This window comes from Actinoallomurus spadix (assembly GCF_024055725.1).
GTDB lineage: Bacteria > Actinomycetota > Actinomycetes > Streptosporangiales > Streptosporangiaceae > Actinoallomurus > Actinoallomurus spadix.
In genome coordinates, this window is sequence record NZ_JAMXMX010000015.1 from 1 (window position 1) to 12708 (window position 12708).

Below are 12708 nucleotides of genomic sequence, written 5' to 3' on the forward strand. Positions count from 1 at the left end.
TCGGGGCGACCACACCATGCTAGCCCGCTCCGGACACTGTCCGAACCAAGCCACTTGGTGTGGATTTCCCCCAGGTCGGCCGCCTTCCGGCGTCCCGCTCCCTCGGGGGCGAAGAGAACATTACGTCGCCCCGGAAACCCCGTCAAATCAGCGCCGCGTCGTCCCGTACGCGCCGGCCAGAAGGGTTTATTCGAGACGCCAGAGACTCCACCCGCGCCGACGGGCGAGGACGCGAAATGCGATTCCAGGACGTCACCGTTCGTGGACGATCTCGCGTTCGATGCTCCCCGCTGCGGTCGGTGCGGCGGTCGAGCCGCGGACGACCAGTTCCGGCATCACCTCGACGGTCGAACCGGTCCTGCCGTCGGCTCCGCTGTCGATGAACAGTTGCCAGGCCCGCCGGCCGAGATCCTGTTTGTCGACCGTCACCGTGGTCAGACGAGGCGAGACCAGGCGGCTGAGCGCGATGTCGTCGAAACCGGTGAGCGAAATCTCCTCGGGTACCGCGACGCCGAGCTCGTCGAAGCGGGCGAGGGCACCGAGGGCGACGTAGTCGCTGAACGCCATGACGGCCGTCGCTCCGCTCGCGAGGGCCACGTCGGCGGCGCGATGTCCATCGACGCTGCTCGATCCGCACGGGATCTGGACGATCTCCAGATCGGGCCCGCCGGCCGTGCGGAGAGCCCGTTGCCGGGCGCGTTCGGACCAGGCACGAGAGGGGCCGCGCAGGTACGCGACCCGGCGGTGACCGAGTTCGCGCAGGTGGCGGCAGATCGATGCGACTCCCGCCTCGAAGTCGACCGCGACCGCCGGGATCCGGCTGCCCCGGCTGCGCCGGTTGACGCAGACCAGCCGTGGTACGGCGGACGCCAGCTCGGTGAGCTCCCACTGGCTCATCCGCGGCGAGCACAGGACGATGCCGTCGGCCCACCGGGAGAGTTCAAGGGCGGCGTCGCGTTCCGCCCCGGCCTTCTCCCCGGTGTCGGCGACGAGCGTACGGAAGTCGGCGTGCTGGGCCGCGTTCGTGACGCCCTTGAGCACCTCCGCGAAGTACGGGTTGCTCAGGTCCGGCACGACGACCCCGACGGCGGAGGTGGTGCCGCGAAGCAGTCCCTGCGCCGCCGGGTTCGGCCGGTAACCGAGCCGCGCGACCGCCGCACGGACGCGTTGTTCCGGCTCGGCCGAAACAGGCTTGGAACCCGTGAGGACGCGGGACACCGTGGCGGGAGAAACGCCGGCTTCCCGTGCCACGTCGATGATCGTTGCTCGGGGCGGCCGTGCCCCCGTGCCGGTCTGCGCCCTGCCCATGGCGGCATTGCACCACACGTTCCGCCCGTCCGGGGCGGGGGATCCGCCGCGAAAGACGGTGGAACCGGGGTTGACGTTCCCCGGAGCCCGTGCGACCTTCGGAAAAGGTTTTCCCTGGGTCCTCACCGACGCGGTGGCGGCACCCGGTCGGCGGTGGCGTGACCGGCGCACCGCGGCCGGAGAAGGTCACCCGATGCAGCAGGGAGGCGGGCATGCGCGGAACACCGCCGCCGAGGCGGCCTGGTGGAGCGCCCCGGCGCACGTCCTTGGCGGCCGGCGACCTCGATGACGTCTTGCCGCCGAGCCCCGGACCGGCGAGAACGCCGGCGCGAACGTGACGATCCGATGACCGACCCCCTGGAGGGATCAATGAGCGGATCATGGCCTCGGCGGCGTTTCCTCGGCGCGAGCGGCGCCGTCGTCGGTGGCGGGCTGCTGGCGTCCGCCCTCGGCGGGCCCGCCCTCGCCGACGCGGCGGGTGCCGGCGCCGACCCGTGGCGGACCGCCGACCGGATCCGCCGGCGGGTGCGCGCGCCGCGCTTCCCGCACCACCGGTTCCGGATCACCGACTTCGGCGCGAAGGGCGACGGCACGACCGACTGCACGCGCGCGTTCGAGGCGGCGATCAGCGCCTGCGCGCGCCGCGGCGGCGACCGGGTCGTCGTCCCGCCCGGCCGCTACGCGACCGGGCCGATCAGGCTCCGCAGCCACGTCGACCTGCACGTGAGTGAAGGGGCGACGATCCTGTTCAGCACCGACGCGGCTCGGTACCTGCCCGCCGTCTACACCCGCTGGCAGGGCGTCGAGTGCTTCAACTACTCGCCCTTCATCTACGCGTACGGCGCCCGGAACATCGCGATCACCGGCGCCGGCACGCTCGACGGGCAGGCGAGCATCACGGCCTGGTGGCCGTGGAAGGGCAAGCCGGAGTACGGCTGGAAGCCCGGTGATCCGCAGGAGGGCCCGGACTGGACGCTCCTGCAGCAGTGGGCCGACCAGGGCGTGCCCGTACGGGACCGGGTCCTGGGCGCCGGGCACTGCCTGCGGCCGAACTTCATCCAGCCGTACCGCTGTGAGAACGTCCTCGTCGAGGGCGTGACGATCGTGAACTCGCCGATGTGGGAGATCCACCCGGTCCTGTCGCGGAACGTCCTCGTCCGCGACGTCACCGTGATCAGCCACGGCCCGAACAACGACGGGTGCGACCCCGAGTCCTCCACCGACGTCGTGATCACCGGCTGCACCTTCGACACCGGCGACGACTGCATCGCGATCAAGGCGGGTCGCAACGCCGACGGCCGCCGCGTGAACGTGCCGAGCCGGAACGTCCTCGTCGAGAACTGTGAGTTCCGCGACGGCCACGGCGGCGTGACGATCGGCAGCGAGATGACCGGCGGCGTGTCCGGGGTCTTCGCCCGGAACCTGCGGATGACCAGCCCGAACCTGAACAGCTGCCTGCGGCTGAAGAGCAACTCGATGCGGGGCGGCCACATCCACGACGTCCACCTGAAGGACGTCGAGGTCGGCCGGTTGTCCATCGCCGCGATCCAGGTCGACTTCTACTACGACGAGGGGCCCGGCCACCCGTACAACCCGGACGTAGGCGGCATTCACGTCGAGAATCTGCACGCCGGCACGACCCAGTACGTGCTGGACATGCGCGGCTATCCCGACGCCCCGATCAAGGACGTCACGCTCACGCACTGCCGGTTCGACGAGGCCACGGCGGCGGACATCGTGGAGAACGTGGAGGGCCTCGTCCTCACCGACGTCACCGTGAACGGCGCCCCGGCCGGCGCGCCCGCCTGAGCGGGTTCCCGGCGGGGGCCGGTGACCCGGGCGCTCCGCGCCGCGGCTACCCGCCGAGCCTGTTCAGGAGATGGTCGCGCAGGACGACGGCCTGGTTGTGCTCGGTGTCGCGGGCGGAGTACAGCAGCGTCACGGGCCCTTTCCGGGCGGCCTCCAGCAGCAGGCGTACGGCCTCGGGGTGTTCGTCGAGCTCCCGGCGGTAGCGCTCGGCGAACGCGCCGAACCGCTCGGGCCGGTGCCCGAACCAGCGGCGCAGTTCCGTCGACGGGGCCACGTCGCGCAGCCAGCCGTCCAGCGCGAGGTCCTCTTTGCGGACCCCGCGCGGCCATACCCGGTCGACCAGGAAGACCGCGCCCTCGGCGCCCTTCCCGTCGTCGTACACCCGGCGGACCGCTATCGACGCCACGAGTCCGTCCTACCCCGCCCGGCGGGCTCTCACCGCGCGAAGCGGACGGCCATGACGGGCAGGCCGGTGACGCCGAGCTCGCGGATCGGGCGGAGGCGGTTCAGCAGCGGGAACAGCGCGCCGTACAGCGGCCCGCGGCCCCGCGGCGGACGCAGGTCGCGCAGCCCGGCGATGTTCGGGATGGCCCGGATGCGGTCCTTCTCCGCGGCGTCCACGGCCCAGGGCATCGGCGGCGCCTGGTAGCCCTGGGTGGTCCTCATGCGGCCCTCGGCCGTGCGGCGGCTGAACCACGGCGGCACCCCGTCGAGGATCATCGTGGCGCCGGGGAACCGCTGCGCGCACGTGGCGAGGAGCCGGTGGACCTGGTCGGGCTCGAAGTACATCAGCAGACCCTGGGCCGACAGGAGCAGGCCGTTCGCGGGGTCGGCTTGCCGGAGCCACTCCTCGTCCAGCGCCGAGCCGGCGAGGGTCCGCCGCCGGGGCGGATCGTCGGGCAGCAGGCGCGTGCGCAGCTCGACCGTCTCCGGGAGGTCGACCGTGAGCCAGCGGACCCGGCCGTTGTCGACCCGCCAGAACTGGGTCTCCAGACCCTCGCCGAGCGCGACCACCTGGCCGTCGGGATGATCGCCGAGGAACCGCCGGATCTCCTCGTCGAAGCAGCGGGCGCGCAGGGCCTGCCACTGCCCCAGCGCCGCCGCGCCGAACCGCTCCGCGAACGGGTAGTCGAGGGCGTCGACCAGCTCGACGGCCTTGGGGTCGCGCAGGACCGCGTCCGGTCGCCTGGCCTCGGTCGCGCGCTGGTAGAGGTTCCAGAGCAGCGTCTCCGGAACTCCGTCGAGCGCGACCCTCGTGCGATCCGGCATCCGCGCTTCCTCCCGTACGGCGGGCGAGATCTGATTGGGAACCGGCAATGAGACGGCGCCGTGCGCCCGGTGGTTCCCGACGCGAATACCCACATGAAAAAGAGGCCCGGAGAGTCGGACTCTCCGGGCCTCACTGGTAGCGGGGGCAGGATTTGAACCTGCGACCTCTGGGTTATGAGCCCAGCGAGCTACCGAGCTGCTCCACCCCGCGTCGATGGCTCAACTCTATGGGGCACACGGGGCGCGTGCAAATCGGCGGCGCTCACCGGGTCGGTGTCGGGGTCGGGGCCGCCGGCGGGCTCGCGGCCGCCGGCGGGCTCGCGGCCGCCGGCGGCGCCGATGCCGGGGGCGTCGCGGGCCCGGTCGGCGACGGCCGCGCGGCGCTCTGCTTCCGCAGCCTGGCCAGCTCGTCCAGTGCCGACTTCAGCCGCTTCTGCGCCTCGCCGTACGCGGCCCAGTCGTTGTTCTTCAGGGCCGTCTGGGCGTCGCCGTAGGCGCGGTTCGCCGCGTCGATCGCCGCGCGGATGTCCTCGCCCACCTGCAGCGGCGGGCCGCCGGTCGCCGTCGCGCCGCCGCCGAGCACCTGGCCCAGCGCGTCCTGAAGGGTGGCGCCGAAGCCGATGTCGTTGCCGTATGAGACCAGGACCCGCTTCAGCAGCGGATACGAGCCGCCTCCGGAGTTGGCCTGCAGGTAGATCGGCTCGACGTACAGGAATCCGCCGCCGAAGGGCAACGTGAGCAGGTTGCCGCTGACCGTCCGGGACCCGGGGCCGCGGAGCAGGGTGAGCTGCTGGGACACGGTCGGGTTGTTCTCGAAGGTGTTCTGCACCTGCTCCGGTCCCGGCGTCACCTGGCTGCGCGGCACCTGGAGGACGCGGATCCGGCCGTACGTCGGGCTCGTCGGCACGCTGTCCACGGCCATGAAGGCGGTCAGGTTCGTGACCTTGCCCTTCGGCGTGAACGTCGAGGTCAGTGAGAAGCCCGGGGCGCTCTGGCCCGGCATCTTGACGCTCAGGTAGTACGGCGGCTCGACCGTGCCCTCGCCGGTCGGGTCGTCGGGGATCTGCCAGAAGTCACCGCCGCCGTAGAAGGCCTGCGGGTTCTCGACGTGGTAGCGGGCGAGGATGCGGCGCTGCACCTTGAACAGGTCCTCCGGGTACCGCAGGTGCGCCAGAAGGTCGTTCGGGATCGCCGACCGCGGGCGTACGGTGCCGGGAAACGCCTTCGTCCAGGTCTTCAGCACCGGATCGTTCTCGTCCCAGGCGTAGAGGGTGACGGTGCCGTCGTAGGCGTCGACCGTCGCCTTCACCGAGTTGCGCATGTAGTTGATGCGGTCCCCGGCCTGGGCCGCGACCGACACCCGGCTCTCGGTGTTGGTGTCCCGCGTGGCGTCGGCCAGGCTCGTGCCCTCGGAGTAGGGGTAGTTCGCGGCGGTGGTGTAGCCGTCGACGATCCACACGATCCGGTGGTCGACGACCGCCGGATAGGAGTTGCCGTCGACCTTCAGCCAGGGAGCGGCCTTTTGCACGCGCTCGCGCGGGGTCCGGTCGTACAGGATCCGCGAGCGTGAATTGATCGCCCCGGACAGCAGCAGGTTCTTCTCCTTGAACCGCAGGGCGTACAGCGTCCGGGTGAACAGCGAGCCGATCGGGACGCCGCCCTTGCCGTCGTAGGCGGTGTTGGCCTGCCCGCTGGGGCTCTTGTCGTCGGGGTAGTCGACCTCCCGCCGATCGGTGCCCCCGACGATGGAGTAACCGGGCGAGCGTTCACCGAAGTAGACGCGCGGCTCGGTGATGTTCAGCGACCCGGTCGGAGGGATGTCCTTCTCGGTGAAGACCGGCGCGCCCTGGGCGTCGACCTGATTGCCCGGGGCGGCGACGAAGCCGTACCCGTGCGTGTAGACGAGATGGCTGTTGATCCAGTTGCCCTGGCCGGGCGGCGGGCCCGCCATCTCCCGTACGGCGACGACGGTGTCGCGCAGCGTGCCGCCGTCGGCGGGGTACCGGTCGATGTCCAGCGGATTGGGGAATTTGTACCACCCCTTGATCTGCTGGAGCTGCTGGTACGTCGGCGAGACGACGGCGGGGTCGAGCAGGCGCACGTTGGGGAGCGTGGCGGTCTCCTGCTTGGCCTGCTCCGGCGACAGCTTGGTGTTGGGCACGTAGTCGGTGACCTGGGTGCCCGCCACGCCGTACGCCTGGCGGGTGGCCGCGATGGTGCGGCCGATGTACCGGGCCTCCTTGTCGACCTCGTTCGGCTTGACCTGGAAGGTCTGGATCAGCAGCGGGTAGACGCCGCCGATGAGGATGGCCGACAGCACCAGCAGGCCGAACGCCATGCCGGGCAGCATCGCGCCGCGCCGTACGAGCGTGGCGAAGAACATCAGCGCGCAGATCAGCGCGATCACCGCGAGGATCGTCTTGGCGGGCAGCACGGCGTTGACGTCGGTGTACGACGGGCCGGTGACGACCCCGCGGTGAGAGTCGGCCAGGCCCCACCGGTCGAACCAGTACGCGACCGCCTTCAGGAGCACGAAGACGCCGAACAGCACGGACAGATGCGCGCGCGCCGCCGGCCCGACCCGCTCCCCCGGTCCCTGGAGCCGGATCCCGCCGTACAGGTAGTGCACGACCAGCGCGGCGAGGAAGGACAGGATGACCGCCGCGAACAGGAACCCGAGCACCAGCCGCAGCAGGGGGTACGTGAAGACGAAGAACGAGATGTCCTTGTGGAACTGCGGGTCCTTGACGTGGAACGGCTGCCGGTTCACAAACGCGAGCCAGGTGCGCCACCGCCCGGCCGCCGAGGACCCGGCCAGCAGGCCCGCCAGCGTCAGCACCCCGGCGACCAGCAGCCGGCGGTGCGGGTCCAACGCGGCGCGGTAGCGGTCCAGCCCCTGCTGCTCGACCGAGGACGGCCGGTACGGCGGGCGCAGGCGGTAGGCGACGACGAGGTTGACGCCGAGGACGAGGACCATCAGGAGACCGGCGCACAGGAACAACGTCGCGCGCGTGGTGAGCTGCCTGGTGTAGACCGAGGAGAACCCGGCGGAGCGGTACCACAGCACGTCGGTCCAGATGGCGGTGAACGCGAAGAAGAGCGCCACCAGGACGGCCAGGATCACGATGACGCGCGCCAGCAGCCGTGATCGGCCCACGCGGATCCGGCCGAAAGAGCCGGGGCTTCGGAAGGACACGGCCACTCCCCTTCGCCGGGTTTCTCTGAGGGCAACTTACCGACCTTCGCCCGGGTTCCCGAGAGCGCCCGGACACCTGTGGCGTGATGGTGTCCGGCGACGATGAAAAGATGAGCGAATGACCCGATTGGAAGAGGTCGTGCGCGACCTCGAGCGTCACGCGGCCGCCGCCGGCTGGGACGCCCCGCCCCGGCTGTACGCCCTGGTGGAGGCCCCGGAGCTGAACCGCACCGAGCCGGAGCTCGCCCGGCAGCTCGGCGTGCCGGACGAGCCCGACGGCATCGCCGCCCTCGAACAGCCCGACCTGCCCCTCGACCGGCCGATCGAGGACGTTCTGCACGGCATCGAGTGGCCCGGCCAGGTCACCGGCTGCGCGCTGATCCTCGAACGGATCCTGCTGCCGGAGGGCGCCGAGGACGACGCGCCGGACGAGGACCCGGCGGGCTGGGCGGCCCGGCATCCCGAGCGGGAGGACGTTCGCCTCGTCGTGGGCGTGCTGCGCGACGGTTCCCGCTACTCCGCCATGCGGCTGCGCGGCCACGACAACGACGACGAGGTGCTCACCGGGGCCGAGCTGGTCCCGCACCTGACCGACGCGCTGGCCTCGACGCTCGGTTAGAAGGTGTTCAGGCGGCGGGGCAGGCGGGGACGCCGCCCTGACCGGTCCGGATGGCGGTCAGGGCCTGCAGGGCGCCGTGCATGGTGTCGACACGGACCAGCCGCAGGCCCTTGGGCTTGGCGGCGACGGCGTCGGCGCAGTTCTGCGCGGGGGTGAGGAAGATCGTGGCCCCGGCCTTCCGCGCGGCGACCATCTTCTGCTGGATGCCGCCGATGGGGCCGACCTGGCCCTCCGGTGTGATCGTCCCGGTGCCCGCGATGAACCGGCCGCCCGTGACGTCCTCCGGCGTCAGCTTGTCGTAGATCCCAAGGGAGAACATCAGCCCGGCGCTGGGGCCGCCGATGTCACCGACGCTGATCTTGACGGTGACGGGGAACTGGTACTTCTCCTTGAGGATCACGCCGACGATCGCCTTGCCGGCCTTGCCGCCGGTCTTGTCCGGCGAGACGACCGTCTTCACCGGCACCTGGGTCTCCTTGCCGTCCCGCTTGACGGTGAAGGTGACCGTGTCGCCGGGCTTGTGCGCGCCGACGCCCGCGGTGACGCCGGAGATGTCCTTGATCGGCTTGCCGTCGATCGCGGTGATCTGGTCGCCGGGCCGCAGTTTGCCGTCCGACGGCAGGCCCTTCTGGACGGAGTCGACCAGCACCGCGACGGTGACCGGCCTGTGCAGCTCGTTCATCGCGGCGGCGGTGGCGGACTCCTGGGAGTCCGACATCTCCTGGGTGTTCTCCTGCTCCACCTTCTTGGTGGAGACGTTCTTCGGGAAGATCGTCTCTTCGGGGACGATCGCGACATCCGGATCGAGCCAGCCGCGCAGCGCGGTGAACAGGTCGATCCGGTTCCCCGGACCGCCCTGGTAGGCCACCGTGACGAAGTTGAGATGCCCGTCGGTCGGGTAGGTCGGCGCGCCGGTGATCTGAATCAGCGGGGCCTTGCCCAATTTGCCCAGCGTGTCCGACGTCGGACCAGGCCGGAGCGCGACGTACGGCACGGGCATGAGCGCCGCGGCCAAGCCCAGCAGGAGGATCAGGCAGCTCGCGACGACCAGGGTGGCAGCACGGCGGGACATGCCCGGAAGCCTACGCGGTCGAGCGCGGCCGCCGTCCCCGGGTCTTGCGACGTGGCCGCTCCAGGGCGGCACGGAATCGCTGGAAGTGCTCGACCTCCTCGAACGACCCCCGCACTCGCGGCCTGCGTCCCCGCAGGGTCATCAGGGCCCCCGTCAGCAGAGCCACGGCCACCGGGATGGCCCACCACGCCAGGATGGACATGCGCGTCACCTCGGTACGAAGCGTTACACCCAGGGTAACCTGTGCGCTCCTCCGCAGGTCAGTTCGCGCCCACCCATTCTTCGTCCCCGTCCGTGAAGCGCTGGTGCTTCCAGATGGGAACCTGGGCCTTCAGGTCGTCGATCAGCGTCCGGCAGGCGGCGAACGCCTCCGCGCGGTGCGGGCAGGCGGCGGCCACGACGACGGCGAGATCGCCGATCTCCAGGTCGCCGACGCGGTGCACCGCCGCGATCGCGCGCACGGGGAACTCCGCGGCGACCTTCTCCAGGACCGTGCGCAGCGTCTCGACGGCGGTCGGATGCGCGGAGTACGACAGCCGTGTCACCGCGCGCCGGTGATCCTCGTCGCGCACGGTGCCGACGAACAGCGCCGTACCGCCCGCCCCGGGATCGGCGACGGCGGCGAGCACCTCGTCCACCGAGAGCGCGGTCTCACGGATTTCGGCCAGCCGGATCACGTCCACGGACGAACGGTACCCGCTGGCAGGACGGCCCCTCCGGCCGGTACGAGCCGAGAATGAGAGGCGTACACGGCCCTGCGGGTCGCATCCGCGAGGGCAGGCCGCTTTGAACCTCGCACGTACGGAGGCGGGAAGCGTTCCCGCCCGCACCCGGACCCGGACCCGGTCAAGCCTGGCGGAAGCGTTCCCGCCCGCACCCGGATCACGCCGAGCATGGCTGAAACGTTCCGGACCGCGCCGGGGCGGCCGGACCCGGGCCTAACTGCGGCGCTTGCGCCGGGCGCGCCGTACGATCGCGGCGGTGCCGATGACGGCGACGGTCGCGCCTGCGGCCGTGGCCATCGTGGCCTCCTTCCGGGCCAGCCTGCGGCCGACCACGGCGTGCCGCCCGGAGACCTCCTCCAGCAGCGCGGCCAGCGCCTCGGCGTTGTCGTGCGCCGGTTTCCAGCCCACCTGGCGCAGCGTCGCGCAGTCGGCGACCCAGGGATAGACCACATAGTGCAGGTCGGTGGCCGGCGCCGGCGTCACGCCGATGCGGTGTAGCCGCTGCGCGGTGCCGAACGTGATCACGGCCGGCAGCTCGAAGCGCCGCCGTCCCGTGATCTGCTCGACCTCGTCCTGCTCGAGCCAGCCCTCGCTGCCGACCGCGACGCGGCCGGAGATCTCCCCGGTGACCGCCAGTTCGAGTGCGCTGACCAGGTCGTCGATGTGGCAGAACTGCCAGCGCGGCTCGCAGCCCTTCACCGTGAGCAGCCGCGGCGCCTCGAAGTGACGGGTCACCACGGTGTCGATCCCGGGACCGACCAGCGCGGCGGGCCGCAGCACGGTCACGGTCATGCCGGGATGCGCCACCGGCGCCATCGCCGCCAGTTCCTCGATCTCCAGGAAGTCGCCCACGATGCCGTCGTCGGGCTCGGCCGCGAGCGGGGCGTCCTCCGGGAGGGGCACCGGGTTGTCCGCCTGCGCGCCGTACACCATCGCGCTGGTCATGACGATCACCCGGCGGACGCGGACCGCCGCCGCGGCGGTGATCACGGTCTGCGCGCCGCGGACGTTGTACGCGCGCCGCTCCCGGTGATCGGTGTCCGGGGACAGGTCCATGTCGAGGTGGACGATCACGTCCACGTCGGAGATGCGGTTGGTGAGCTGCGGGTCGCGGACGTCGACCACGCGCCAGGTGATCCCCGACACGTCCCCGCGATGGTCGTCGAGGCCGACGACCTTCTTGATGTCCCCCGAGTCCGCCAGCCGGGCGACCAGGGCACGTCCGATGCCGTCCGCCGCCCCCGTGACGGCGACGACCGGCCCCGTGCTACGCCGTGGGCGAACCTCTCGTGTACTCAAGTCGAGTGAGTCCTCCTAACGCACGCCCCCGGCCGTCGACCGGCTAACGTGAAGGTTGTGACCTATTCATCCTGCCTGAGGTCGAGCCTGTGAGCGACATCCCCTTCGGGTTCAACCGCCCGGACGAGCCCGGTGACGAGAACAAGCCCGGTGACGAGAACCCCTTCGGGCCGGGCGGCATGCAGGATTTCGCCGCCATGCTGCACCAGTTCGCCGACATGCTGGCCGGCCAGTCCGCGAGCTCCGGCCCGCTGAACTGGGATCTGGCCAAGGACATCGCCCGGCACACCGTGGTCGAGCGCGGCGACCCCTCGGTGGTCGACGCCGAGCGCCGGGCGGTCGTCGAGGCGCTGCGGCTGGCCGATCTGTGGCTGGACGAGGCGACGACGCTCCCCGCGGGGATCCGCAGCCCGCAGGCGTGGAGCCGGTCGGAGTGGATCGAGAACACCCTGCCGGTCTGGTCAAAGGTGTGCGACCCGATCGCCGCGCGGATGGTCGACTCCATGGGTGAGGCGATGCCCGAGGAGATGAAGGCCGTCGCCGGCCCGCTCGTCGGGATGATGCGGCAGATGTCGGGCGCCATGGTCGGCGGGCAGGCCGGGCAGGCGCTGGGCACGCTGGCGCTCGAGGTCGTCGGCTCCGCCGATGTCGGGCTGCCGCTGGCCCCTGAGGGCGTCGGCGCGCTGCTGCCCGCCGGGGTCGCCGCGTTCGGCGAGGGCCTGGAGGTCGGCGCCGATGAGGTGCGCGTCTACCTTGCGCTGCGCGAGGCCGCCCATCAGCGGCTGTTCGGGCACGTCCCGTGGCTGCGCGCCCACCTGCTCGGTGCGGTCGAGGACTACGCGCGCGGCATCACCGTGGACCTGTCGAAGATCGAAGAGGCCATCTCCGGAGCGGACCTGACCAACCCGGCGGCCCTGCAGGAGGTCCTCGGCGGCGAGATCTCACTCACTCCGGAGGAGACCCCGCAGCAGAAGGCCGCGCTGGCCCGGCTCGAGACCGCGCTGGCCCTGGTCGAGGGCTGGGTCGGCACCGTCGTCGCGGCCGCCGCCGAGGGACGGCTGCCGTCCGCGGGCAAGCTCGGGGAGGCCGTGCGCCGCCGCCGTGCCACCGGGGGTCCCGCCGAGCGCACCTTTGCCACGCTCGTCGGCCTCGAACTTCGGCCCCGGCGGCTGCGGGAGGCCGCCGCCCTGTGGTCCGCCCTGGGCGAGGCGCGCGGCAACGAGGGGCGCGACGCGCTCTGGGCGCACCCGGACCTCCTGCCCACCGCCGACGACCTGGACCACCCCCAGGCGTTCGTCGAGGGCAAGGCCGACGACCTGGACATCTCCCAGTTCACCGAGCCGGAGGACGAGTCCGGCGACGGTGGGTCCGGCGGTGAGCCGGGCCCCCGCGACTGACGCTCCCCTCTCTG

Annotated in this window: 11 protein-coding genes and 1 tRNA gene; 3 read left to right on the top strand and 9 right to left on the bottom strand. The window is 71.6% G+C overall.

Annotated features, from left to right (window positions below; all coding sequences use genetic code 11):
• Positions 1-252: 252 nt before the first annotated feature.
• Positions 253-1251, bottom strand: coding sequence for a LacI family DNA-binding transcriptional regulator (locus NE235_RS22290; RefSeq protein ID WP_252806051.1), 999 nt, complete (start codon positions 1249-1251; stop codon positions 253-255).
• A gap of 426 nt (positions 1252-1677) precedes the next feature.
• On the opposite strand from NE235_RS22290, the gene NE235_RS22295 reads away from it, so the two are divergent.
• A complete protein-coding gene (locus tag NE235_RS22295) occupies positions 1678-3117 on the top strand; it encodes a glycoside hydrolase family 28 protein (protein WP_252806053.1) in 1440 nt (479 codons plus the stop codon).
• A gap of 46 nt (positions 3118-3163) precedes the next feature.
• Here the strand turns inward: NE235_RS22295 and NE235_RS22300 are convergent, their stop codons facing one another.
• The 4 genes from NE235_RS22300 to NE235_RS22315 all read right to left on the bottom strand — a co-directional run bounded on the left by NE235_RS22300 (position 3164) and on the right by NE235_RS22315 (position 7582).
• Entirely contained in the window at positions 3164-3523 is a 360-nt protein-coding gene (locus NE235_RS22300) for a DUF488 domain-containing protein (RefSeq protein ID WP_252806055.1), read from the bottom strand.
• Between the two features lie 29 nt (positions 3524-3552).
• Positions 3553-4386 (bottom strand): class I SAM-dependent methyltransferase, encoded by an 834-nt coding sequence (locus NE235_RS22305; RefSeq protein WP_252806057.1) that lies wholly within the window; start codon positions 4384-4386, stop codon positions 3553-3555.
• Positions 4387-4520: 134 nt separating this feature from the next.
• Positions 4521-4597: transfer RNA gene (locus NE235_RS22310), tRNA-Met, on the bottom strand.
• A 51-nt stretch (positions 4598-4648) separates the two neighbouring features.
• The gene (locus tag NE235_RS22315) at positions 4649-7582 is read right to left on the bottom strand and encodes a UPF0182 family membrane protein (RefSeq protein ID WP_252806059.1); all 2934 of its coding nucleotides are present in this window, start codon (positions 7580-7582) and stop codon (positions 4649-4651) included.
• A gap of 118 nt (positions 7583-7700) precedes the next feature.
• Here NE235_RS22315 and NE235_RS22320 point away from each other — a divergent pair, with 118 nt between their 5' ends.
• Positions 7701-8201: a PPA1309 family protein gene (locus tag NE235_RS22320; RefSeq protein WP_252806061.1), complete on the top strand. Its 501-nt coding sequence runs from the start codon at positions 7701-7703 to the stop codon at positions 8199-8201.
• A 7-nt stretch (positions 8202-8208) separates the two neighbouring features.
• Here NE235_RS22320 and NE235_RS22325 read toward each other — a convergent pair whose 3' ends face one another.
• The 4 genes from NE235_RS22325 to NE235_RS22340 all read right to left on the bottom strand — a co-directional run bounded on the left by NE235_RS22325 (position 8209) and on the right by NE235_RS22340 (position 11297).
• The gene (locus NE235_RS22325; protein ID WP_252806062.1) at positions 8209-9273 is read right to left on the bottom strand and encodes a YlbL family protein; all 1065 of its coding nucleotides are present in this window, start codon (positions 9271-9273) and stop codon (positions 8209-8211) included.
• Positions 9274-9283: 10 nt separating this feature from the next.
• Positions 9284-9475: a hypothetical protein gene (locus tag NE235_RS22330; RefSeq protein WP_252806065.1), complete on the bottom strand. Its 192-nt coding sequence runs from the start codon at positions 9473-9475 to the stop codon at positions 9284-9286.
• Positions 9476-9533: 58 nt separating this feature from the next.
• Entirely contained in the window at positions 9534-9956 is a 423-nt protein-coding gene (locus NE235_RS22335; RefSeq protein ID WP_252806067.1) for a molybdenum cofactor biosynthesis protein MoaE, read from the bottom strand.
• Positions 9957-10211: 255 nt separating this feature from the next.
• Entirely contained in the window at positions 10212-11297 is a 1086-nt protein-coding gene (locus tag NE235_RS22340; protein ID WP_252806069.1) for an NAD-dependent epimerase/dehydratase family protein, read from the bottom strand.
• Positions 11298-11386: 89 nt separating this feature from the next.
• Here NE235_RS22340 and NE235_RS22345 point away from each other — a divergent pair, with 89 nt between their 5' ends.
• On the top strand, positions 11387-12694 hold the full coding sequence (locus NE235_RS22345) for a zinc-dependent metalloprotease (protein WP_252806077.1): 1308 nt from the start codon (positions 11387-11389) through the stop codon (positions 12692-12694).
• Positions 12695-12708 lie beyond the last annotated feature (14 nt).

Excerpts from the sequence above, each read along its gene's own strand:
- NE235_RS22295 (WP_252806053.1), top strand. The coding sequence starts at position 1,678 with ATGAGCGGATCATGGCCTCGGCGGCGTTTCCTCGGCGCGAGCGGCGCC.
- NE235_RS22305 (WP_252806057.1), bottom strand. The coding sequence starts at position 4,386 with ATGCCGGATCGCACGAGGGTCGCGCTCGACGGAGTTCCGGAGACGCTG.
- NE235_RS22320 (WP_252806061.1), top strand. The coding sequence starts at position 7,701 with ATGACCCGATTGGAAGAGGTCGTGCGCGACCTCGAGCGTCACGCGGCC.
- NE235_RS22325 (WP_252806062.1), bottom strand. The coding sequence starts at position 9,273 with ATGTCCCGCCGTGCTGCCACCCTGGTCGTCGCGAGCTGCCTGATCCTC.
- NE235_RS22330 (WP_252806065.1), bottom strand. The coding sequence starts at position 9,475 with ATGTCCATCCTGGCGTGGTGGGCCATCCCGGTGGCCGTGGCTCTGCTG.